Source organism: Nisaea sp. (assembly GCF_965216895.1).
In the GTDB taxonomy this organism is placed as follows: Bacteria; Pseudomonadota; Alphaproteobacteria; order Thalassobaculales; family Thalassobaculaceae; genus Nisaea.
This window is the reverse complement of sequence record NZ_OZ244205.1, coordinates 1,040,618-1,062,735: the sequence shown is the minus strand read 5'-3', so window position 1 is coordinate 1,062,735 and position 22,118 is coordinate 1,040,618. Positions and strand designations below refer to the sequence as shown.

The window sequence follows — 22,118 nt, the reverse complement described above, 5'->3', positions numbered from 1 at the left end:
TTCATTCTCTCGCCTTCAGCTTGACGTAGCTGCCGGGCGCATCCTCGATTACCTCGAGCCTGCCGTCGCCCGGCACGCGGGCCGGAACTTTTCCGCCCCCGTGGCGCGCCATCCATTTCGCCCATTCCGGCCACCAGGAACCTTCTCGATAGGTGGCGCCCTCAAGCCACTTCTCCGGGTTCTTGGGCTTCCGGCTGTTGCTGTAGAAGCCGTATTTCGGCTTGTCGCCCGGAGGATTGACCACACCGGCGATATGGCCCGATCCGGCAAGACAGAACTTGACCGGACCGGAATAGATCTGCGTCGCCCGGTAGGTCGACATCCAGGGGGCGATATGATCTTCCTTGGTCGAGAGGATGAAGGCCGGCGTCTTGATTGCCGTCAGGTCGATCGGGGTGCCGGCGAGCGTGAGCGCGCCCGGCTGCACCAGTTTGTTCTCCTGGTACATCTTCCGGAGATAGAAGCTGTGCATGACCGCCGGCATGCGCGTCGAATCCGAGTTCCAGTAGAGCAGGTCGAAGGGGAAGGGATCCTTGCCGAGCAGGTAGTTGTTCACGACGAAAGACCAGATCAGGTCGTTCGAGCGCAGCATATTGAAGGTGTTCGCCATCTCGGCGCCGTCGAGATAGCCGCGTTTGTTCATCTTCTCCTCGAGCGAGGCAAGCTGCGCCTCATCGATGAAGACACCGAGCTCGCCGGCTTCCTCGAAATCCACCATCGTCGTGAAGAAGGTGACCGACCGGAAGCGATCGTCGTCCTTGGCGGCCATATGGGCCAGTGTGGCCGCCATAAGGGTGCCGCCAATGCAGTAGCCGATGACATTGGCTTCCCTCTCGCCGGTTGCCTGCTCGATCGCGTCAAGCGCGGCCAGCGGGCCCTCGAGCATGTAGTCGTCGAAGGATTTGCGGCTGAGATGCTCGTCAGGGTTGACCCAAGAGACGACGAACACGGTGAAACCTTCCGAGACCGCCCATCGGATGAAGGAATTCTTCTCCCGCAGGTCGAGAATATAGAACTTGTTGATCCACGGCGGCACGATCAGCAACGGGCGGCGATAGACCTCCTGCGTGCTCGGCGCATACTGAATCAGCTGCATGAGATCATTCTGGTAAACCACTTTGCCTGGCGAGGTGGCGATGTTGCCGCCAACCTCGAAGGCCTCGGGATCGGTCATCCGGATGGCAAGTTTGCCTTTGCCGCGCTCCAGGTCCTCCAGCAGGTTCTGCAGCCCGTGCACCAGATTGTCGCCATTCGTCTCGAACGTCGTGCGCAACACTTCCGGATTGGTCATCAAGAAGTTCGTCGGCGCCATGGCATCGACGAATTGCCGCGTATAGAAATCGACTTTCTTCTTGGTCTTCGGATCCAGCCCTTCGGTCTCGGCCACCAGATCCTGCGTCCAGCGCGAGGTCAGCAGGTAACTCTGCTTGATGAAGTCGAAGACGACATTCTCTTCCCAGGCCTCGTCCCGGAACCGGCGATCTCCTCCATCGGCCTCGACGGCTGGCTCCGACTCCCCTCCGAACCACCGCTGCGCCGAACGGTTCCAGATATCCATGTAGCCCTTCCAGAGATCGAACTGCGCCTGGACGATCTTCGCGGGATTGTTCATCAACTGATTGGTGAAGGCGATGAAGGCATCGCTCACATGCATCGGATCCGGATCGCTGAGGCCGCCCTCTTCCTGCTGTTTGTCGAGGAATTCGGCGACGAGTTTCTGCGATCGCGCAGCGATGTCTTGCATGGTGGCGGCGAATTCAACCGGATCGATTGGCTTGTGCTCCTCCGAACGCTCGGGCATTCCACTCCCCACTCTCTGCAGGTGACGGTCGACAACGGCAGTATGAGTTGTAGGGCGCTTGTGTTGCAAATCCAAGAACCGACGATCAAAACGCGCATTGGAAACTGTGTTTCGCGAATCTTCTATGGTAAATCCGACGTCGGACAGATCAGCGAACTCCGTCGCGCCGTCGAAGATTGGGGGCGGTTTTCTGAAGGAAGATGGAAATGAATAAAGATCGCCGAAGACAGGCCTTGTTTTTTGCCACAGCTCTGACCCTGTCATTGGGCGGCTGCTCGTCGGTACCCGACGCGCTTAATCCGGTGGAATGGTACGAGAGCTCGACTGAGGCCGTCGGCAGCTGGTTCAGGGAAGACGATACCGAACAGGGCGGTGATACCGGAACCTATCCGAATGTCGCGAGCGTGCCGGACAAACCAGCGCCGAGCACGTCGAGTGCTGACCGCGCGGCGATCCGGGAGCAACTGGTCGCAGACCGTGAGAATGCCCAATATGACGACAGTCAGGCGGCTCCGGTCATCGACGATGCCGCGGCCCAGACGTCTGCTCCGGCATCGGATGCCGCTCCTGCAGTCGCGTCTGCTCCTGCTTCTGGAGCCGCTCAGTCTTCGAAACCCGCTCCTGCTCCCGAAACCACGTCGGAACCGATCAAGCCGATACGCATGACCTCGACAGACGAGGCGACCCGTCAGATCGCGCAAACGGCGCCGCGCTCGAGCCTCTGGCCAAATGCGCCGGTGCCTGAATCAGCCGGAGATCGGGCGGTCACCAATGCACGGGTCGGTGACCCGATCGCGCGGAGCGACAGTCCCATTGCCAAGCGGGTCGACGCGATGCGACAGAGCAACGCGGAGGCGTTCAGCCGTACCGGCAACGATGCGGGAAATACGGAAAAGGTGGAACCGCAGGCCGTTCAGGCGGAGCCGCCACGGGCTGAAGCACCTCAAGTCGCCGCGGTTCCGGCGCCGGCTGAGGAGCCGGTTCAGGTTCCGCAGGCCACGGCTCCAAGCGAGAGTCTGGCTTTGACGCCGCCGTCGTCGGAAAGTTTCAATACCGGCGATTCCAGCGTCATCGTCGATGAGAGCGCGCTGCCCGGCGCATTTCAGGATTATCGTGGCGGGCAGGGTGGTTCCTACCAGGCGGGGGTAATCCGGTTCTCGAACGGCTCGGCGACGCTGTCGAGCGCCGACCAGGGAGTGATCCGCGAACTGGTGCCATTGATTCGGGACTACAATGCGATGGTCGAGATCGTCGGCCATGCCTCGAGCCGGACCCGCAACATGGATCCGTTCGAGCACAAGCTGGTGAATTTCGAAATGTCATTGCAGCGGGCGAACGCCGTGGCCGCGGCTCTGATCAATGCGGGGGCGCCGTCCGAACGCATTTCTGTGGTGGCCGTCGGCGACAGCCAGCCGCTTTCCTCGGAGGCGATGCCGGCCGGGGAAGCCGAGAACCGTCGGGCGGAGATTTATCTCATCTATTGACCCGCGCACGTGACGGGGTAACAAAGCGGGTCCTTCGTGCCGATGCGTGAAGGACTCTTCTATTCAGATGCGGAGCGGAATCGTCGGCTGGGAAATCGGGCGGCAGAAAATCCGGCAGGGGGAACGTATTCATGCAACCGTTTAGAGTGGCGATCGCGGGACTTGGAACCGTTGGGGCGGAGACCGCGCGCATTCTGACGACGGATGCCAAGCTTCTCGCTTCCAGGGCGGGCCGGCCGATCGTTCTCACGGCAGTTTCCGCGCGCGACCGAAACCGGGACCGGGGTGTGGACCTCACCGGAGTCGACTGGGTCGAGGACGCGACGGCGCTCGCGAGCCGTGACGACGTGGATTGCGTGCTCGAACTGATCGGCGGGTCCGAAGGCGTTGCCTACGACCTCGTGCTTGGCGCGGTTCGTTCGGGTATGTCGGTGGTCACCGCGAACAAGGCCCTGATCGCGCACCATGGTGCGGAAATCGCAAAACTCTGCGAAACGCAGGATGTCGGCCTCGGCTACGAAGCTGCGGTTGCCGGCGGGATCCCGATCATCAAATCGGTTCGCGAGGGCTTCGCCGGAAACCGTATCGACCGGATCTACGGTATCCTGAATGGTACCTGCAACTACATCATGACGGTGATGCGGGAGACAGGGCGATCCTTCGAGGACGTTCTTGCCGATGCGCAGAGGCTTGGCTATGCCGAAGCCGATCCGTCCTTCGATGTGGACGGGATCGACGCCGCGCACAAACTGGCGATCCTCTCGGCCATCGCCTTCGGCCATCATGTCGATTTCGAGAACGTTTATATCGAGGGGATCCGGCATGTTTCGCCGCTGGATATCTCCTTCGCCGAGGAACTCGGCTACCGTATCAAGCTGCTCGGCATCGCCGAGGAAACAGACGACGGCGTGCAGCAACGCGTACATCCCTGCATGGTGAAGGCGGATACCCCGATCGGCCAGGTCGAAGGTGTCTTCAATGCCGTGGTCGCCGAGGGCAGTGCGGTCGGGACAACCCTTTCCTACGGCCGCGGCGCGGGCGCCGGACCGACGGCGTCCGCCGTGCTTGCGGACGTGATCGATCTCGCGGCGAACCGTCGGGTACCGGTGTTCGGACTGCAGTCGAGCCAGCTTTCGCCGGCCCGCACGGCGCCGGTGTCCGCGCTCTCCGGCTGCTACTATCTGCGCCTGATGGTGATCGACCGGCCGGGCGTTCTGGCCGATGTGACGGCGGTGTTCCGTGATCACGGCGTGTCGGTCGAGGCGATGATCCAGCGGGCGCGCAATCCGGACGAAGCCGTGCCGCTTGTACTCACGACACATGAGACGCCGGAAACCGCGATCAGGGCCTCTCTGGAAGAAATCGCGAAACTCGACAGCGTGCAGGAAGAGCCGCGGCAGATTCGGATAGAAGAATTTTAAACCGGCGCCGCGCTCGGCGCCGCCCCCTCAAGCACTCTAAGCCAGAAAGACAAAGGATAGCTGCAATGGCCGACAAGGAAACGCAGGGCACGCTGACCATGGACCGGAACCTCGCGCTCGAACTCGTGCGGGTGACGGAAGCGGCGGCGCTCGCGGCTTCGCGACTGATGGGACGCGGCGACGAGAAGGAAGCGGATCAGGCTGCGGTCGATGCCATGCGGAACGCTCTGAACAATCTCGACATCGACGGCACGGTCGTGATCGGCGAAGGCGAGCGCGACGAGGCGCCGATGCTCTATATCGGCGAGAAGGTCGGCCGGGGCGGCCCGAAGATCGACATCGCGCTCGATCCGCTGGAAGGTACCACGATCACGGCGAAGGGCGGCCCGAACGCGCTCGCGGTCGTCGCCATGGCCAACGAGGGCGGCTTTCTGAACGCCCCCGACGTCTACATGGACAAGATCGCCGTCGGCGGGAACCTGCCGGAAGGCGTGGTCGATCTCGACAACACCGTGCTTGAGAACCTGACCAATCTCGCCAAGGCGAAGAAGATGGAAATCGAGGACCTCGTGGTCTGCATCCTCGACCGTCCGCGTCACAGCGAACTGATTGCCCAGGTCCGTGCCGCCGGGGCGCGGATCATGCTGATTTCTGATGGCGACGTCTCCGGTGTGATCGCGACCTCCCAGCCGACCAGCGGCGTCGATATGTATGTGGGTTCCGGCGGCGCGCCGGAAGGCGTTCTGGCCGCGGCCGCGCTGCGCTGCATCGGCGGCCAGATGCAGGGCCGCCTGCTGTTCCGCAACGACGACGAGAAGGGCCGGGCGCACCGCCTCGGGATTACCGACCTCGATCGCAAATACGGCCTGCTGGAGCTCGCCAACGGCGACGTGATGTTCGCCGCCACCGGCGTGACCACAGGCACCATGCTGCGTGGCGTGCGCAAGTTCCCGGGCGGCGCGTTCACCCACTCGATCGTCATGCGCTCCAAGACCGGCACGGTCCGGACCATCGAGGCGCATCACGACTGGACCCGCAAGTCCGCCGCCACCGGCTTCGACCCGAACTGAGTGTCGTGAAGAGCTTCCTCGGCGTCGAACGGTCATTTACCGGCAAGCGCTGGGTCGCACGGCATGGCGCCGATTCCGAGACCGAGCGGATCGGTCTCGCGATCGCGCAACGCTTCGGCTTTCCGGAGCTGGTCGGCCGGCTGATCGCGGCACGCCAGATCGGGCTCGACCAGGTCGAGAGTTTTCTCGACCCGACTCTCAAGTCCCTGATGCCCGACCCGGGTGTACTCAGGGATATGGATGTCTGCGTCGCGCGTCTTGTCCGCGCGGTGCGGGAAGGAGAGCGGGTAGCGGTCTTTTCCGACTATGACGTCGACGGCGCGACTTCGGCGGCGATCCTGATTCGCTATCTGCGCTGGATCGGCGTTGATCCGTTGCTCCATGTTCCCGACAGGATCGAGGAAGGCTACGGACCGAACACCCCCGCGCTCCTAAGCCTCAAGGCGCAGGGCGCGACGCTCGTCGTGACGCTTGATTGTGGTGTGACGGCCTACGAGCCTCTGAGCGAAGCGGCCGCGGCGGGCCTCGAGGTGATCGTCGTCGACCACCACATGGCCGAGCCGGAGCTGCCCAAAGCCGTGGCCGTGGTCAATCCGAACCGCATCGACGAGGACGGCACGCTTGGTCATCTGGCGGCCTGCGGCGTGACCTTCCTGGTCACGGTCGCGCTCAACCGCGCGCTGCGCGAAAGCGGGTTCTTCTCGGGCAAACGTGAGCCCAACCTGCTGCACCTGCTCGATCTGGTCGCGCTCGGCACGGTGTGCGATGTCGTTCCGCTCAAAGGCCTCAACCGGGCTTTCGTGATCCAGGGGCTGAAGGTGATGGCCCAGCGCGGGAATAAAGGCATCGTCGCGCTTTCGGACGTTGCCGGTGTCGATGCCCGCCCGGAACCATACCACCTCGGATACGTGCTCGGCCCGCGCGTGAACGCCGGCGGGCGTGTCGGCAAGAGCGATCTCGGTGCGCGCCTGTTGCTGACGGACTCGGATGCGGAGGCTGGAAGTCTGGCTGCCGAACTGGAACGCTTCAACGGCGAGCGCCGCGAGATCGAGGCCCAGGTGCTGGCCGAGGCGGAAGCTTTGGCCGCAGACCAGCCGGACGATCTCCCGGTCATCGTGGTTGCGGGCGAGGGCTGGCATCCTGGGGTGATCGGTATTGTCGCCGGGCGCCTGAAGGAAAGGTACGATCGTCCGGCCTGCGTCATTGCTCTGGACGGTAAGATCGGGAAGGGCTCTGGCCGGTCCGTCCCCGGCATTGCTCTCGGGCCGGCGGTGATTGCGGCGCATCAGGCCGGAATGCTCCTGGCTGGCGGAGGCCACGCCATGGCAGCCGGTTTCACCGTGGAAGCCGACAAGCTAGATACGTTCCGCAGCTTTCTCGGCGAGCGAATCCGCAGCGAACTCGAGGGCGAGCCGATCGTTCCCACACTTTCTGTCGATGCTCCCCTGGCTGCGGGGGGCGCGAACCGGGAGCTGGCGGACACGATCCAGAAGGTCGGGCCATTCGGGGCGGGAAATTCGGAGCCGCGTTTCGTCCTTGCTGACGTCAAGGTCGTTGACGTGCGCGAGGTCGGTACCGGTCATGTGCGCTGTATCTTCAGTGGCGCGGACGGGCGACGCGTGAAGGGAATCGCGTTCCGGGCCCTGGAGAGCGGGCTCGGAGCGGCGCTGATGACGAGCTCGGGCCGCCCGATTCATGTCGCGGGGCACCTCCGGCCGGACGACTGGAATGGCCGGAACGATGTACAAATCCTGATCGACGATGCGGCTGAAGTGGGATGAGGTTCCGTATAAACGCGGAAACGGCGCCCCGGAAGGCGCCGTTTCGCATCAGGTTGATTGCGGTCAGTGTATCGCGATCGGTGCGCCCATCGAACCTGTTGCGCCCGCGACAGGTGCCGGCGAATAGATGTAGGCGAACTGATAGACGCCGGCGGCCGCGAGTTCGGAGAGTTTCAGGTTCTCCTGATTGACGATCCCGTGGCGCGTCTGCAGAAAGGTATGGACGCAGAAGACGCAGGCCGGATCCGGATTGGGAACCGCGTCAACCGGCCAGGTATCGGCGCCGGTGACCCCTGCCTTCACGTCTTCGGCAATCCAACGGGCTACTTCCATGCCGATGCCCGGGCAGCCGTCATTGTAGACAGCCGGGTTGCCCCAGTGCTTTTCCCATCCGGTACGGAAGATTATCGCGTCGCCTTCCGCGAACTCGAAACCTTCCATGCCCTGCTTCTTGAGGGCAGCCCGGACATCCTCCATGGTGATGACTTCGCCCTTGGCCATTGAATCGACACCGCGCACCGCTGCGATATCGAGCAGGATACCCCGGGCGACGATCGGATGGAGCTTCTCGACTCCGAGCTTTGTCAGGCCGTAAGGCGTGATCATCTCGGCGGCAGTGACGCCGTTATACCAACGCATATTGCCTTTGTTGCCTCCGTCGCCCAGGTTGACTCCGATATGACCGAGCCCATCAAACTGGGTGCCGACCTGGCCTATCTCGGTCGCGAGAAACTCGTCGTTCCACATCACCTGGTTGCTGCCGTACGCGCCCCCGGTCGGCGAACCGGGAATCCGCAGGCTGAACTTGCGCGCGCCGAAGAGCGGCATATCGGCCGTATAGGGATGACCGATCTTGAAGGCCTCGCCGGTCTTCACCTGGGCCATGGCCCGCATGATGACTTCCGGCTTCGTGTACCAGTTGGTGGAACCCGCCTCGTCATCGGCGCCCCAGAGCGGATTTGGCCACCATTTCGAGCCGAGCGGCGTTTCCATGTTCGTCCCGTCGACCCAGGGTTTACCTGCGCAGTCCTTCCAATTCGCCGGCGTGCATTCCGCCTTGGCCGCGCCGCCGAACGATACCGCGCCGGCGAGGAGCATCGCGCCGATTGTCAGTTTCCTCATCATTTCCTCCCTGGTCATGTGACGGCACATGCATTTCGTGGAGTTGCCGTCTTGGCTCCATCAGGTGATTATTTTCGACATTTGCAGGAACCGCAAAAAAGATTTCTCATGGTATGGGGGAAGGGAAATTCTGCGCTTGATTTCCAAAGGGCGAGCGGTTACATCATCGCCTCGCTCGACGACGACCCCTTCGTCTAGAGGCCTAGGACACCGCCCTTTCACGGCGGCAACACGGGTTCGAATCCCGTAGGGGTCGCCACTTCCTCGGTGTGCCGGGCGATTGGATAATCCATCGGATTTCCGACGACGACCCCTTCGTCTAGAGGCCTAGGACACCGCCCTTTCACGGCGGCAACACGGGTTCGAATCCCGTAGGGGTCGCCACTTCACAGATATTCTCCCCTGCACCTCTCGCATCTTTTTGGCAAAATCGGGCCATGCGGACGGCTATCGTCACTTACGCCAGAGTACAGAATGTCAAAGGCAGGCCGGTCTTTCGAGCCGCAGGGAACCGACTCCGCCTTGTTCCCGCTTACGACGCGCTCGCCGATGCAGGTGTGGCACCGGTGATATTTGCCGGGGCGAGTGAAGCGGACATTCTTGCGTCCAGCGATTTTCGGGAATGTGAGCAGGTCATCTTCGGAAAGCTGGTGGTTCCGATGCCGGAACTCCTTGACCATTGTCGAGGCAAGGGAAAGCGGGTCCTTTTCGACATCTGTGACGATCCCTGGGACTATCCCGAGCTGAGTCCGATCATCGACGCCGCGGGCGAAGCCGAGTTCTGCACCACGAGTTCCGACGGCCTTGCGCGGAAGTTGCGCTGCCGTCTTGGCGTGCGGACGGAAGTGATCAAGGAGCCTCCGGATTGCGCTTATGGCGAGCCGCGCGTCGCTCCCGTCGGGAACAGGGTCCGTCTTCTCTGGTTCGGCTCGGACAGCAACGCCGATTCGCTTGGAGGCCTGGTCGAGTCCCTGATGCCGCTCACCTCCGCGTACAAGCTTGAGCTGATACTGGTTGGCGGCCTCAGGCGGGCCTACGAGCCGGTCCTGGCGTCGGCCTCAGCCGGCTTCTCGGTGGCGTTCAAGCAATGGGAGCCGGGGATCTTGGATCAGGAAATGGAGCGGTCCGATATCGTGCTTATTCCGAGACGCGCCGGGCGCTGGAGCGACCTGAAGAGTGAAAACCGTCTGGTGACCGCTCTTGCCGGCGGCCGCATCGCCGTTGCCGGAGAGATCGAGAGCTACGAGAAGCTGTCCGACTGGTGCGTGCTCACAAGTGACTTTCGGTCGGCCGTGACGGATATCCTGGAGCGTCCGGAGCTCTACGGAAAAAAGGTCGAATCAGGTCAGAAGCATGTCCGACGACATTATGATCCTGCTGTGATCCGGAAGCACTGGCAGCAGATTCTGGCGTGACGCCTGCTCCGCTTGCTCCGGGCGGAAACCCGTGACACACTCCGGCCGATTGGCCCCTTCGTCTAGCGGTCTAGGACGCGGCCCTCTCACGGCTGAAACACGGGTTCGAGTCCCGTAGGGGTCACCAGGCACTTTATCGGCACGGTCCGGGACACCACCTTTAGCGAGCCACTCACAGAGGAGGTTCCATGCTGAGGCGTGCGGGATTGATGCTGATCGCCACGATGGCGACAGGTTCCGTCGCATACGCGGCCGACATCCAGCCGGAGGGCCCGAGCGGCCTGACGGAGCAATCCGGAGGTACGGCGGAGCGTTTCATGGTCGCGGCCGCGAATCCTCATGCGGCCGACGCCGGGTACGACATCCTGAAAAAGGGCGGCACGGCGATCGATGCGGCAATCGCCGTGCAACTCATGCTCAATCTGGTCGAACCGCAATCCTCGGGTATCGGCGGCGGGGCCTTCCTGGTCTATTGGGATGCGAAGAACGGCAAGCTCACCACCTATGACGGTCGGGAGACCGCTCCGGCGGCGGCAGGGCCGGACTATTTCCTCAAACCCGACGGCAGCAGAAAGAGATTCTGGGATGCCCTGAATGGTGCCGGGTCCGTCGGGGTGCCCGGAACCGTCGCGCTGCTGGAGATGGCGCACAAGGCGCATGGGCGCCTTCCATGGAGGGATCTGTTCCTGCCAGCCATCGCCAAGGCGCGAGCGGGGTTCGAGATTTCGCCGCGGCTCGCCGGCGCGATCGAGGCTGCCGCGGACCGGGGGTTGCCGGATCATGACTCGACCCGCGTCTATTTCTATGATCCTGGCGGTTTGCCCAAGGCGCCGGGGAGCGTTCTCAAGAATCCGGACTTCGCGCGCAGCCTCGAGGCGGTCGCCGAGGGTGGGGCGGCGGCGTTCTATAGGGGAGCAATCGCCGAACAGATTCTGGCCGCCTTGGCGACGACGCCAGACAATCCGAATCCGATGACCGCGGCCGATCTCTCCGGCTATCGCGCCAAAGAGCGGGAGCCTGTCTGCATGGAGTACCGGGCGTACGAGGTCTGCGGCATGGGGCCGCCGAGTTCGGGCGCGCTGACGGTCGGGCAGATCCTTGGCGTGCTCGCCCATTTCGATCTGAAAGCGGCCGGTTTCGGTCCTGAGGCGGCGCATCTCTTCGCCGAGGCCTCGAGGCTCGCCTTCGCGGACCGTGCCCATTACATGGCGGACAGCGACTTCGTGGAGATGCCGACGCGCGGCTTGCTCGATCCGCACTATCTGAGAGCCCGCGCGGCCCTGATCAGCGGCCGCGTGGCGATGGAGAAAGCCGAGGCGGGGAACCCGCCTTTCGCGAGGCGCGGCAACCTCGCGCCGGATTTGCAGCCGGAACGGGCCGGGACCAGCCATTTCGTGATCGTGGACGCAGACGGCAACGCGGTCTCCATGACCACGACGATCGAGACCGGCTTCGGCAGCCGTTTGATGGCGGGCGGCTTTCTGCTGAACAATGAGCTGACGGATTTTTCTTTCCTGCCCGAGAAAAACGGACAGCCCGTCGCGAACCGGGTCGAAGGCGGGAAACGCCCCCGCAGTTCGATGGCACCGACCATCGTGCTGAAGGATGGAAAGCCCGTAATACTGATCGGCTCTCCCGGCGGCAGCCGGATCATCCCCTATGTCGCCTGGGCGCTGATCGGGATCATCGACTGGGGAATGACCCCTCAGGACGCGATCGATATGGGGCATGTCAGCAATCGCAACGGTGTGACGGAACTCGAGGAGGACACAGCCGTCGCCGCCTGGCAGGAAGCCCTTGAACTCAAGGGCCACGAGATCAAGATTTCCTCGCTAAACTCCGGCTTGCATGCCATCAGGATAGGCGAGGGACTGCTGCTCGGCGGCGCCGACCCCCGGCGCGAAGGCGCGGTGCGCGGGGAATGAGCCGTCACCAGTAGAGTGGATAGCGTCTGGCGGGTTGCAGATTGTTGAAGAGCAGCGCAACGACGACGATCAGGACCGCCCCGACCAGCACCGGCGTCAGCAGGAAGCCGAAGCCCGGTTGCAGCAGGAAAACTACGATCGGATCCGCCCCGGCCGGTGCGTGCCCGGTTCCGGTCCACTGCATCGCCGCGACGGCAAGCCCGACGGCGAGCGCCATCGCCGGCCAGCCGGGACCTAGGATCGCGAGAACGGCGAGGCCGACGCCGGTTGCTACAAGATGCCCGAAGACAATGTTGCGGGGTTGCGCGAGGGGGCTCTCCGGGAGCGCGAAGGCGAGGAAACAGGAGGCGCCGAAGGGGGCCATCATCAGTTCGGCGCCGAACAGTTCCGAGAAACCGGAGACGACGAGGATCGCAAGTGTGGCGCCGGCTCCGCAAAGGAATGCGACGGTAGCCTTGGCGGGATTGGGGTTTTGCCCGGTTCCCGCCATTTTTCGAACCAGCTTCAGCATTCGCAAAGTCCGTCCGTCCGTCCGGAGAGCATCAGTTCCAAATAGCAGATCCTTTCCTCCAGCGGTTGCACGCGCGCCTTGATCTCGGCCTCGGTGAAACGCGGCTCGATATGCTGCGGGCAGTTCCAGTCGAACGCGTCGACGGCGAGCACTACGGCGCGCTCCACCCGGGCCCGGTAGTCGGGGAGCTCGAGAGCCGCGACAAGCTCCGGATCCTCCTCTCGATGCACGATGCGGGCGCGAGCCCAGATCTTCAGGCGCCGCCGTGCGGCGTAATCCATCAGGATCAGCGCGACCCGGTCATTGCCGGCGATGTTGCCGACGCTGAGATACTGGCGGTTTCCGCGGAAATCGGCGTAGCCGATGGTCCGCTCGTCGAGCACTTTGAGAAACCCCACCGGACCGCCCCTGAACTGGGCGTAGGGCCAGCCCGTTTCCGAAACGGTGGCCTGGTAGAAGCCGTCTCGCGCTTCGATGAAGCCGGCTTCGGCGGCACTGAGCGTTGCCGGTTCCGTCGCAGGGCCGTCGAGACGGCTGTAGGCGGCGCGGCTGCCGTAGCGCTCCTGGGCCTTCAGAACCGAGGGTGTAAAACCGATCTGTGCAAAGTTGCCGGACATATCCGTCTCCATGGGCTGAATAGGCAGTGGGAGCGGGCTGGGGGCTGCCCGCTCCCGCCTGACCTCAGGCGGCGCGGGCGGTCAGCGCGACCTTCGGGAAGTCGATGTCGATCTCGGTCGATTTGGCGAGAATGTTGGTCAGCAGGTTCATGCCGACATGCACCACGATCTCGACGATCTCGGCGTCGGAGTATCCGGCATCGCGCACAGCATTGAACTCGGATGCCGTCAGCGCGCCCCTGTTGTTGTTGAGCGCGAGGGCGAAGCGGACAGCTGCAGCGGCCCGGTCGTCGGTCGAACCGCCGTCGCGGTTCGCCGCCATGTCGGCATCGGTGAGACCCGTCTTGCGTCCGATCGCGGTATGCGCGGAGAGGCAGTACTGGCAGGCGTTTTCGTCGGCGAGGGCAATGGCGATCCGCTCCCGAGTCTGGGCGTCCAGCACGCCGGCACCGGCGACGGCGTGCAGGCCGAGGAAGGCGTTCAGGGCGACGGGCGACTGCGCCAGAACGGCGAGAAAGTTCGGCACCATGCCGAGCTTGCCCTTGATGGCGTCGAGCAGAGCGCTCTGTTCTGCATTGGCGGTATCCGCGGTGACTTTGGCGATGCGAGCCATGATTGGTCCTTTCTGTCCGGGCGGGGTGAGGGGAGGGGGTGTCGTTGCCCGGCACCGGATAGATGGATGCTTTCATTGACCGGATGAATGTGTGTAATTTGGAAGAAACCATTCCGGTAAATGGAACAAAAATGGATCGGTTCCGCGAGTTGCAGGTCTTTGTAAAAGTCGCCGAGGAAGGCGGGTTCGCCGCTGCGGCGCGCGCTCTGGCGATGTCGCCTCCGGCCGTCACGCGTGCTGTCTCGGCGCTTGAGGACAGGCTGCAGTCAAGGCTGCTCGTGCGCACCACCCGGACGGTCCGTCTGACGGAAAGCGGCCGGAGACTGCTGGAAGACGGGCGTTCGGTGCTTTCCGCCCTGGAGGAGGCGGAGGATCAGGCGCGGGGTGCCCGACAGGTTCCGCGCGGGCATCTGAGGATCACGGCGCCGGCGTTGTTCGGATGCTATGTCGTCGCGCCGGCGCTCGGTGCGTTTCTTCAGGCGCATGACGATGTCACCGCCGAAACGCTCTTTGTCGACCGGGTGGTGAATGTGATCGAGGAGGGATTGGACGTCGCGGTCCGGATCGGCGAGTTGCCGGATTCCTCGCTTTCCGCAATTCGTGTCGGCGGCGTCTGCCGCGTGGTCGCCGGGGCGCCGTCCTATTTCGAGGCGCACGGGACGCCCGCGCATCCGAGCGACCTGCACGCGCACCACCTGATCAATCCGCTTGCCTTCGGCCGCAAGGTCGCCTGGAGTTTTCGCGATGACGGCAGGAATCTGCTGATCGAGGCTCCCTCCAGGCTCTCTCTCAACACCAACGATGCGATTCTGGAACTCATGCGGCGGGGGTGGGGGATCTCCCGTCTGCTCTCCTACCAGGTTGCCCCCGGCGTCGCGCAGGGTTCGCTGCGGACCGTGCTCGACGCCTACCGCCCGCCTCCGGTGCCGGTCCACATCGTGCATCCGGAAGGGCGGATCGCATCGGCCAAGGTGCGCGCCTTTGTCGATTTCATGGTTGAGGAACTGCGCCAGAATGAGATCCTGCGCATGCAGGGGTGAGCGGTCTGCGCATCCCGGAATGACGGACGGACCTCATGACACTGACGACTCTCGGCTTCGACGCGGACGATACGCTCTGGGAGAACGAGCGCTTCTTCAAGCTGACCCAGGAACGCTTCACCGAACTGCTCGCCGGTTTCGCCGATCCGGATCATCTCTCGGAGCGTCTGCTCGCGGCGGAGCGGCGCAACCTCAGGATCTACGGCTTCGGGATCAAGGGATTCACCCTCTCCATGGTCGAGACTGCGATCGAGGTGACGGAGGAACGCGTTCCGGCGCATGTCATCGAGAAAATCCTAGCCGCAGGCCGTGAGATGCACGCCCATCCGGTCGAGACCCTGCCGCATGTGCGCGAGACGCTGGAACTGCTGGCGCCGGCCTACAGGCTGATCCTGATCACCAAGGGCGATCTGTTCGACCAGGAGCGGAAGCTCGCGGCCTCCGGGCTCGGGGAGCTGTTCGACGGCATCGAGATCGTGAGCGACAAGACCAGAGCGACCTACGAACGCGTTTTCGCCGATTATGGCGACGGGCCCGAGCGCGCGATGATGATCGGCAATTCGCTGAAATCGGATGTGGTCCCGGCGATCGAGGCCGGAAGCTGGGGCGTCTACGTTCCGCACGAGCTTTCGTGGGATCTGGAACATGCGGACGAGCCGGCCGGGACGGACCGGTTCAGGCAGGTGGCGCATCTCGGCGAGGTCCCCGGTCTGCTGAAGGAGATCCTCTAGGCGACTCCATTCGCCGCGTCGACCTTGAGCCTTTCCAGATAGGGAACCATATGCGCGGGCGGGGGCGCCTCCACATGGACCGGCGGCTTGCTCTGCTGCATCGGCAGAGTCAGGCTGCGGGAGTGCAGCTGCAATTGTTCGCCGGTACGCCGTTCCCCGTAATGGGCGTCGCCGACAATCGGACAGCCGATCGCGGCGAGATGGACGCGGATCTGATGCGTGCGGCCGGTGCGGGGATGGCATTCGATCAGGCTGGTCCCGTCCGCCTCGGCGAGCAGCCTGTAATCGGTCACGCTCGGTTGCCCTTCGGGATCGACGAGCATGCGCCAGCCTTTGCCCTTCGAGGACACTTTGCGCAGGGCGAGGTCAATGCGGCCCTCCGGCGGCTCCGGGATTCCGCGGGTGATCGCCCAGTAGGTCTTCTCGACGAGGCCTTCCCGGAACAGCTTTCCGAGTTTCTTCAAAGCCTTGGGATGACGGCCGAGGACCAGGCAGCCGCTGGTGTCGCGGTCGAGCCGGTGTCCGAGCGCGGGGACGTGCCTGAGGCCGTACTGGATGTGCTTGAAGTGTGCCTCGAGATTGTCGCCGCCGCCGGGACCGGCATGGACCGGCAGGCCGGCGGGTTTGTCGACCACCAGGATCAGGCCGTCGCGGTGCAGGACCCGGCCCTGGATTTCCTCTGGCGTCATCTCGCGATCTCTCTCAAGTGAAACGGCCCCGCACCGGGATCGGGCGGGGCCGCGTCTGTCCGCAATGGAGCGGGATTACTTCGGCAGCGAGCCCTGAACGCCCTCGACATACCAGTCCATGCCGAGCAGGGCACCGTCGTCCAGCTTCTCGCCGGCCGCAACCTTCACCGCGCCGCTCTGATCCTTGATCGGGCCGGTAAAGGCGTAGAGCGAGCCATCCTTGAGACCGGCGATCGCGTCATTGGCGAGTTTCTGCACATCGGCCGGGATGACGGCGTTGAACGGCGCCATCTCGACCATGCCGGACTTGAGGCCGCCCCAGGTATCCTCGGACTTCCAGGTGCCGTCGAGCACCGCCTTGGCGCGGTCGACATAGTAGCTGTCCCAGTTGTCGATGATGGCTGACAGCTGCGCTTTCGGAGCGAACTTGGCCATGTCGGAGGCCTGGCCGAAGCCGTGGACGCCGCGTGCCTCGGCGACCTGAAGCGGCGCGGGGGAGTCGGTGTGTTGCAGGATGATGTCCGCACCCTGGTCGATCAGGGCCTTGGCGGCATCGCCCTCCTTGGCCGGGTCGTACCAGGAGTTGACCCAGACGACTTTCACTTCTGCGGTCGGATTGACGGAACGCAGCGCGATGGTGAAGGCGTTGATGCCGCGCACCACTTCCGGGATCGGGAAGGAGCCGACATAGCCGATCACGCCGGACTTGGTCATCTTGCCGGCGATCAGGCCGGCAACGTAGCGGCCCTCATAGAAGCGCGCGGCATAGGTCGAGACGTTCTTGTCGCGCTTGTAGCCGGTGGCGTGCTCGAACTTCACGTCGGGGAATTTCTTCGCCACCTTCACGGTCGGGTTCATGAAGCCGAAGGAGGTGGTGAAGATCAGGCCATGGCCGTCATTCGCGAGCTGACGGATGACGCGCTCTGCGTCCGGACCTTCCTGGACGCTTTCGACGAAGCTCGTCGATACCTTGCCTCCGAGTTGCTTCTCGATCGCCTGACGGCCGATATCGTGCCGGTAAGTCCAGCCATGGTCGCCGACCGGACCGACATAGACGAAGCCGACCTTGAGATCCTCCGCCTTTGCAACCGGGGTCGCTACACCTGCAGCCAGCACCGCCGCCATACCGGCTCCGCCGAGAAGGGCGCGCATGATGTTTCTTATCATTGAGTTCTCCTGAATTGGTGAAGCCTCTTGCGAGCAGCGCCGGTTCATGGCCGGTCTTGATGCGCCCGCGGGGGTGTACCTCCCGAAACGACCGCGGATTGCCGTCGCACCGCCGCTGTGCGGTCCGCGACGGCATGCCGTTCGGACAGCGGGCAAATATGACAATTCAGGCCCGATCTGTGAAGCGGGTTAGCGTTCTTGGGGCCGCAAAATGACGAGAATGGGAAATCGGCACTGGAAGTGTTCTTGGGCGAGCGAGCAAAACACCTCGCTGCAGCCCGGGCTGGCTGAGCCGTGGACTCTGACAGTGCGCCTGCGGGAGCGCGGGCGAATCGGCCGGGCCGGGGGCCCGGTCTAGTCGGAAACGGTTAGTCGGCGATCGAAAGATTGATCGCTTTGGGGCCCCGAGCGTCTTCCTGCACTTCGAAGTTCAATCTCTGACCTTCGGAAATGGTGGCAAGACCCGAATTCTGAACCGCTGACACATGCACGAACACGTCACGCGTGCCGTCTTCCGGCGTGATGAATCCGTAACCCTTGTCCGTCTTGAAAAACTTCACTGTACCTATCGGCATTTAGGACACCTCTCCTCACTCACCGCACTTTACTGAAAGCAATTACCAAAAAACAGCTGTAGACACGCTTTAGGAGAAACGCCCTGCGCAGCCCCGCGGTAGTACTCCATGTTTAAAGCCGTCCATCGGCTCTTGATGAGATAGGGGCGTCGCGGGGAGGGGGCAAGTGAAGGTGTGATTAAAAAAAATCTGGCGCCGCGCGTTCGACGCACGCGTCGACATGGCCGTCTGACTGGCGGAAGCCGCCAAAAAAAGGGCCGCGCCGGAACGACGAGGGTGGCGGGGAATGCCCTGATCGAACGCTGAAGGCGCGGCCTTATTCTGACTCTCAGGGGTATGTAATTCATACCGGATCGGAAGCCCGGTGATCGCCAACGCGGGGAAACGTTGTCTCGACGATCTATCCGAAGCCCTCCTCCTGATCTCAATTAGATAAGGATCTTTTCCCGCAATCGCTGTGGGATTCCGCACGTAAGGGATTTTTCCGGGACGCGTTTCCCTGTTGCGGTGTTCGAGACCCGATTTCGCTATCCGGTTGTGATGTCCGTGCTCCTCTTGCAAGATACCCATTGAGGCCAACCCGGTTGGCCCTGCGCGGGCGATTCTTGGTGCATGGCCCGGTGTAGTTGAGCGGGGGGATTCCGGTGTCGACGATCAATCGCAGTCTTGCGACGAGCACTTTGCTGCAGGACCTTCCGCCAGAAAAAATCGCAGATCTCGACAAACGGTGCCGCTGGCGCAATTTCGAGGCGGATCAGGTCATAATCAATCTCGATGACGAGTCGACGGACGTCTATTTCATCATCTGGGGCGATGTCCGCGTTACCGTGTTCTCGGAGACCGGCAAGACCGTGATCATTCAGGATCTGAAAACCGGGCATCATTTCGGGGAATTTTCCGCGATCGACGGAGGCCGCCGCTCGGCCAGCATCGTCGCGTTGAGCCGGACCGTAGTGGCAGTTCTGCCGGCGGAAGCATTCCGCGATCTGCTGATGGAGTTCCCCGAACTGTCGCAGACGGTGATGCGGCGCATGGTCGGCTCGCTCAGGAACCTGGTGGAGAGGGTCGTCGAGTTCAGCACGCTCGGTGTCAGGAATCGGATCCATGCCGAGCTTCTGCGCCTGGCTCGGGCCGGCCGCATTGTCGACGGGACCGGGCGCATCTCGCCGCCGCCGACCCATGCGGAGATCGCGGCCCGGATCAGCACGCACCGTGAGGCGGTCACTCGGGAGCTGAAGGCGCTCGAGCGCAGCGACCTGCTCGAGCGGACGCGTGGAGCCTATATCGTCAAGGACCTCGGAGAGTTGAAGCGGATGGTCGATGATGCCCGGGCGGGGCGAGAGAGTTCCTGATTTTCTCATGGTGCGGTGCGACACTTTGATTGTGAAACATATTCGAACTGACACATTTCAAGGCTAGGATTATCATGTTGCGTTGCAGCATAACGAGGTCCTTGCATGTCTATCAGGAACCTGGACAGGCTCTTTCATCCGAAATCGGTTGCGATCATCGGGGCGAGCAACCGGGATCAGTCGGTCGGGAAAGTGCTTTCGCGAAACCTTCTCGGTGATGCCTTCGACGGGCCGGTGCTGCCCGTAAATCCGCACGAGAACGCGATCGGCTCCACACTCTGCTACAGGAGCATTGGCTCGCTGCCGATGGTGCCGGACCTCGCGGTGATATGCACTCCGGCGCCAACCGTGCCGACCGTGCTCGAGGAACTGGCGGCGAACGGCACGCGGGCGGCGGTGGTGGTCACCGCGGGATTCGGAGAGGGTGACGGCGCCGGCGCCGATCTCGCGGGAGAGATCAAGCGGATCAAGGCGCAGTACCCGCTCCGGGTCGTCGGGCCGAACTGCGTCGGCATCATGGTGCCGACGATCGGGCTCAACGCCTCGTTCCTGCATATCCAGCCACCGGCCGGAAACCTCGCCTTCGTCACCCAGAGCGGAGCCGTCGCCTCCGCCGTGGTCGACCATGCGGCGCACCACAATATCGGCTTTAGCCACGTTGTCTCCCTCGGGAACATGACCGATGTCGATTTCGGCGACATGCTGGATTATCTCGTCGCCGATCCGAACACCAAGGCGATCCTGCTCTATATCGAGTCGATCAGCAGCCCGCGGAAGTTCATGTCCGCGGCGCGTGCGGCGGCCCGCAACAAACCGGTGATCGCGATCAAGTCCGGCCGCAACGCGGCGGCGGCGAAGGCGGCTGCTTCCCATACCGGGGCGCTCGCCGGCTCCGACGCGGTCTACCACGCCGCTTTCCGGCGAGCGGGTATCCTCCGGGTGTATGATCTGCTGGAGCTGTTCGACGCGGTGAACACGCTCGGCACCGGGCTGAAAGCCACCAACGACCGGCTTGCGATCCTCACCAATGGCGGCGGCCTCGGGGTGCTGGCGACGGAAACCCTGATCGAACAGGGCGGACGCCTCGCGGAACTGGCGCCGGAGACGGTCGAGGCGCTCAACGCGAAGCTGCCGCCGACCTGGTCGCGCGGCAATCCGGTCGACATTATCGGCGATGCCCCACCGGAGCGCTACGAGGCGGCGCTGGAGGAAGTCGTGAAGGACCCGAATGTCGACGCCGTATTGGTGCTGAATTGCCCGACCGCCATTGCCGACAGCGTCATGGCGGCGGAGAAGGTACGGGCCGTCATCGCGAAGAAACCGCGTGTGCCGATCCTGACCAACTGGGTCGGCGAGGGAGCTCAGATCGAGGCGAAGAAGGCTTTTTACCAAGCCTCCGTGCCGTCCTACAACACACCAAACCAGGCGGTGAGCGGCTTCATGCACCTGGTGCGTTACAAGCGCCGGCGCGACCTGCTGATGCAAACCCCGCCTTCGATGCCGGAGGGCTATCATCCGGAGACGGAGAGGGCGCGCGCAATCATCAACCGTGCGCTGGCGGAAGAGCGCGAGTGGCTGAGCGAGCCGGAAGCGAAGGACCTGCTGGACTGCTACGGCATCCCGGTGGTCGAGACGGTGATCGCCAAGGATCCGGAGGAAGCCGGTCTCGCGGCCGTCGAACTCGGCAACCATGTGGTGCTGAAAATCCTCAGTCGCGACATCACGCACAAGAGCGACGTCGGCGGGGTGCGGCTAGACCTGACCGGGCGTCAGCAGGTGGTCAACGCGGCCGAGGAGATGCTGCGGACGGTAAGGAACGTCAATCCGGAGGCGCGGATCGAGGGCTTCGCGGTGCAGCGTATGGCCACCATGCCGCATGCCGAGGAACTGATCATCGGCATCTCGACCGACGAGATCTTCGGGCCGGTGATCCTGTTCGGCAAGGGCGGCGTTGAGGTCGAGGTCGCGAAGGACAGTTCCGTCGCGCTGCCGCCGCTGAACATTCCGCTGGCGCAGGATCTGGTGCGGCGTACGCGGGTCTGGTCTCTGCTGCAAGGTTACCGCAACCGTCCGCCGGCCGCGGTCGAGGAACTGACCTCGGCGCTGGTCAAGCTGTCGCAGATCGCGATGGATTTCCCGGAGATTCGCGAGCTCGACGTCAACCCGCTCTATATCAACGACCGCGGCATCCTGGCGCTCGACGCGCGGGTCCGGGTACAGAAGGCGGCGGATGCAGTCCCGGTTGCCATCGAGCCCTATCCGAAACATCTCGAGCATCATATCAGTCTCGACAGCGGCCTCGCGCTCACCGTGCGCCCGATCCGGCCGGAGGACGAGCCGGCTCTGCTGCAGCTGATCGAGAAGAGCTCGCTCGACGATCTGCGCCGCCGTTTCTTCGCGCCGATCAAGACTCTGCCCCACGAGACCGCGGCCCGGCTGACGCAGATCGACTATGATCGGGAAATGGCGCTGGTGGCGGAGAGCCGCGGCGAGATCCTCGGTGTCGCGCGGCTGACCGCCGATCCGCATTTCGAGACCTGTGAGTTCGCCGCGCTGGTGCGGACCGACCAGCAGGGCCAGGGCCTCGGCCGGCGGCTGATGGGCGACCTGATCCGGCATGCCCATTCGCGCGGCCTGAAGAAGATGACGGGCTACGTGATGGCGGAGAACAAAGGCATGCTCGCACTCTGCCGCGATCTCGGCTTTGCCGAAACCGCCTCGCCGGACGATGTCGGAACCCGGCTCGTCACCCTCGATATCGCGAGGTAGGGCGCGGACCGACGGTTTCCTCTCGATCTCTCCAC

18 protein-coding genes and 3 tRNA genes are annotated in these 22,118 nt (G+C 63.4%); 13 read left to right on the top strand and 8 right to left on the bottom strand.

What is annotated here, in order from left to right; translation table 11 throughout:
- Nucleotide 1: 1 nt before the first annotated feature.
- On the bottom strand, nt 2-1,801 hold the full coding sequence (locus ACOOE1_RS05090; RefSeq protein ID WP_420405254.1) for a PHA/PHB synthase family protein: 1,800 nt from the start codon (nt 1,799-1,801) through the stop codon (nt 2-4).
- Nucleotides 1,802-2,034: 233 nt separating this feature from the next.
- Here ACOOE1_RS05090 and ACOOE1_RS05085 point away from each other — a divergent pair, with 233 nt between their 5' ends.
- The 4 genes from ACOOE1_RS05085 (at nt 2,035) to recJ (ending at nt 7,557) form a co-directional block, all read left to right on the top strand.
- Nucleotides 2,035-3,285, top strand: a complete 1,251-nt coding sequence (locus ACOOE1_RS05085; RefSeq protein WP_420405253.1) for an OmpA family protein — start codon at nt 2,035-2,037, stop codon at nt 3,283-3,285.
- Between the two features lie 131 nt (nt 3,286-3,416).
- On the top strand, nt 3,417-4,706 hold the full coding sequence (locus tag ACOOE1_RS05080) for a homoserine dehydrogenase (protein WP_420405252.1): 1,290 nt from the start codon (nt 3,417-3,419) through the stop codon (nt 4,704-4,706).
- Between the two features lie 98 nt (nt 4,707-4,804).
- Complete coding sequence (glpX, locus tag ACOOE1_RS05075; protein ID WP_420406408.1) at nt 4,805-5,776, top strand: class II fructose-bisphosphatase; 972 nt, start codon at nt 4,805-4,807, stop codon at nt 5,774-5,776.
- Nucleotides 5,777-5,781: 5 nt separating this feature from the next.
- A complete protein-coding gene (gene recJ / locus ACOOE1_RS05070; protein ID WP_420405251.1) occupies nt 5,782-7,557 on the top strand; it encodes a single-stranded-DNA-specific exonuclease RecJ in 1,776 nt (591 codons plus the stop codon).
- A gap of 63 nt (nt 7,558-7,620) precedes the next feature.
- Here the strand turns inward: recJ and ACOOE1_RS05065 are convergent, their stop codons facing one another.
- A complete protein-coding gene (locus ACOOE1_RS05065; RefSeq protein WP_420405250.1) occupies nt 7,621-8,679 on the bottom strand; it encodes a cyclase family protein in 1,059 nt (352 codons plus the stop codon).
- Between the two features lie 183 nt (nt 8,680-8,862).
- Between ACOOE1_RS05065 and ACOOE1_RS05060 the strand changes: the two genes are divergently transcribed.
- The 5 genes from ACOOE1_RS05060 (at nt 8,863) to ggt (ending at nt 12,019) form a co-directional block, all read left to right on the top strand.
- Nucleotides 8,863-8,938: transfer RNA gene (locus ACOOE1_RS05060), tRNA-Glu, on the top strand.
- Between the two features lie 49 nt (nt 8,939-8,987).
- Nucleotides 8,988-9,063 (top strand) — tRNA-Glu (locus ACOOE1_RS05055).
- Nucleotides 9,064-9,338: 275 nt separating this feature from the next.
- Nucleotides 9,339-10,094 (top strand): hypothetical protein, encoded by a 756-nt coding sequence (locus tag ACOOE1_RS05050; protein WP_420405249.1) that lies wholly within the window; start codon nt 9,339-9,341, stop codon nt 10,092-10,094.
- Nucleotides 10,095-10,145: 51 nt separating this feature from the next.
- Nucleotides 10,146-10,221, top strand: a tRNA-Glu gene (locus ACOOE1_RS05045).
- A gap of 61 nt (nt 10,222-10,282) precedes the next feature.
- A complete protein-coding gene (gene ggt / locus ACOOE1_RS05040) occupies nt 10,283-12,019 on the top strand; it encodes a gamma-glutamyltransferase (RefSeq protein WP_420405248.1) in 1,737 nt (578 codons plus the stop codon).
- 4 nt (nt 12,020-12,023) lie between these two features.
- On the opposite strand, the gene ACOOE1_RS05035 is transcribed toward ggt, so the two are convergent.
- From ACOOE1_RS05035 to ACOOE1_RS05025, 3 genes are all read right to left on the bottom strand, one after another.
- Nucleotides 12,024-12,530 carry an HPP family protein gene (locus tag ACOOE1_RS05035; RefSeq protein WP_420405247.1) on the bottom strand — a complete coding sequence of 169 codons (507 nt, stop codon included), beginning with the start codon at nt 12,528-12,530 and terminating at the stop codon, nt 12,024-12,026.
- Nucleotides 12,524-13,147: a pyridoxamine 5'-phosphate oxidase family protein gene (locus tag ACOOE1_RS05030; RefSeq protein ID WP_420405246.1), complete on the bottom strand. Its 624-nt coding sequence runs from the start codon at nt 13,145-13,147 to the stop codon at nt 12,524-12,526. The genes ACOOE1_RS05035 and ACOOE1_RS05030 overlap by 7 nt, the downstream gene beginning before the upstream one ends.
- Before the next feature lie 64 nt (nt 13,148-13,211).
- Complete coding sequence (locus ACOOE1_RS05025) at nt 13,212-13,760, bottom strand: carboxymuconolactone decarboxylase family protein (protein WP_420405245.1); 549 nt, start codon at nt 13,758-13,760, stop codon at nt 13,212-13,214.
- A 131-nt stretch (nt 13,761-13,891) separates the two neighbouring features.
- On the opposite strand from ACOOE1_RS05025, the gene ACOOE1_RS05020 reads away from it, so the two are divergent.
- On the top strand, nt 13,892-14,800 hold the full coding sequence (locus tag ACOOE1_RS05020) for a LysR substrate-binding domain-containing protein (protein ID WP_420405244.1): 909 nt from the start codon (nt 13,892-13,894) through the stop codon (nt 14,798-14,800).
- A gap of 35 nt (nt 14,801-14,835) precedes the next feature.
- Nucleotides 14,836-15,531: an HAD family hydrolase gene (locus ACOOE1_RS05015; RefSeq protein WP_420405243.1), complete on the top strand. Its 696-nt coding sequence runs from the start codon at nt 14,836-14,838 to the stop codon at nt 15,529-15,531.
- Here ACOOE1_RS05015 and ACOOE1_RS05010 read toward each other — a convergent pair.
- The 3 genes from ACOOE1_RS05010 to ACOOE1_RS05000 form a co-directional block, all read right to left on the bottom strand.
- Nucleotides 15,528-16,220, bottom strand: a complete 693-nt coding sequence (locus ACOOE1_RS05010; protein WP_420405242.1) for an RluA family pseudouridine synthase — start codon at nt 16,218-16,220, stop codon at nt 15,528-15,530. The genes ACOOE1_RS05015 and ACOOE1_RS05010 overlap by 4 nt on opposite strands.
- Nucleotides 16,221-16,295: 75 nt before the next feature.
- Nucleotides 16,296-17,387, bottom strand: a complete 1,092-nt coding sequence (locus ACOOE1_RS05005; RefSeq protein WP_420405241.1) for a BMP family ABC transporter substrate-binding protein — start codon at nt 17,385-17,387, stop codon at nt 16,296-16,298.
- Between the two features lie 368 nt (nt 17,388-17,755).
- On the bottom strand, nt 17,756-17,962 hold the full coding sequence (locus tag ACOOE1_RS05000) for a cold-shock protein (protein ID WP_420405240.1): 207 nt from the start codon (nt 17,960-17,962) through the stop codon (nt 17,756-17,758).
- Between the two features lie 644 nt (nt 17,963-18,606).
- Between ACOOE1_RS05000 and ACOOE1_RS04995 the strand changes: the two genes are divergently transcribed.
- Nucleotides 18,607-19,314: a Crp/Fnr family transcriptional regulator gene (locus ACOOE1_RS04995; protein ID WP_420405239.1), complete on the top strand. Its 708-nt coding sequence runs from the start codon at nt 18,607-18,609 to the stop codon at nt 19,312-19,314.
- Nucleotides 19,315-19,419: 105 nt separating this feature from the next.
- On the top strand, nt 19,420-22,083 hold the full coding sequence (locus ACOOE1_RS04990) for a GNAT family N-acetyltransferase (protein WP_420405238.1): 2,664 nt from the start codon (nt 19,420-19,422) through the stop codon (nt 22,081-22,083).
- The last annotated feature ends 35 nt before the right edge of the window (nt 22,084-22,118 follow it).

Excerpts from the sequence above, each read along its gene's own strand:
- ACOOE1_RS05090 (WP_420405254.1), bottom strand. The coding sequence starts at position 1,801 with ATGCCCGAGCGTTCGGAGGAGCACAAGCCAATCGATCCGGTTGAATTC.
- ACOOE1_RS05080 (WP_420405252.1), top strand. The coding sequence starts at position 3,417 with ATGCAACCGTTTAGAGTGGCGATCGCGGGACTTGGAACCGTTGGGGCG.
- glpX (WP_420406408.1), top strand. The coding sequence starts at position 4,805 with ATGGACCGGAACCTCGCGCTCGAACTCGTGCGGGTGACGGAAGCGGCG.
- ACOOE1_RS05065 (WP_420405250.1), bottom strand. The coding sequence starts at position 8,679 with ATGAGGAAACTGACAATCGGCGCGATGCTCCTCGCCGGCGCGGTATCG.
- ACOOE1_RS05050 (WP_420405249.1), top strand. The coding sequence starts at position 9,339 with ATGCCGGAACTCCTTGACCATTGTCGAGGCAAGGGAAAGCGGGTCCTT.
- ggt (WP_420405248.1), top strand. The coding sequence starts at position 10,283 with ATGCTGAGGCGTGCGGGATTGATGCTGATCGCCACGATGGCGACAGGT.
- ACOOE1_RS05035 (WP_420405247.1), bottom strand. The coding sequence starts at position 12,530 with ATGCTGAAGCTGGTTCGAAAAATGGCGGGAACCGGGCAAAACCCCAAT.
- ACOOE1_RS05030 (WP_420405246.1), bottom strand. The coding sequence starts at position 13,147 with ATGTCCGGCAACTTTGCACAGATCGGTTTTACACCCTCGGTTCTGAAG.
- ACOOE1_RS05025 (WP_420405245.1), bottom strand. The coding sequence starts at position 13,760 with ATGGCTCGCATCGCCAAAGTCACCGCGGATACCGCCAATGCAGAACAG.
- ACOOE1_RS05020 (WP_420405244.1), top strand. The coding sequence starts at position 13,892 with ATGGATCGGTTCCGCGAGTTGCAGGTCTTTGTAAAAGTCGCCGAGGAA.
- ACOOE1_RS05015 (WP_420405243.1), top strand. The coding sequence starts at position 14,836 with ATGACACTGACGACTCTCGGCTTCGACGCGGACGATACGCTCTGGGAG.
- ACOOE1_RS05010 (WP_420405242.1), bottom strand. The coding sequence starts at position 16,220 with ATGACGCCAGAGGAAATCCAGGGCCGGGTCCTGCACCGCGACGGCCTG.
- ACOOE1_RS05005 (WP_420405241.1), bottom strand. The coding sequence starts at position 17,387 with ATGATAAGAAACATCATGCGCGCCCTTCTCGGCGGAGCCGGTATGGCG.
- ACOOE1_RS05000 (WP_420405240.1), bottom strand. The coding sequence starts at position 17,962 with ATGCCGATAGGTACAGTGAAGTTTTTCAAGACGGACAAGGGTTACGGA.
- ACOOE1_RS04990 (WP_420405238.1), top strand. The coding sequence starts at position 19,420 with ATGTCTATCAGGAACCTGGACAGGCTCTTTCATCCGAAATCGGTTGCG.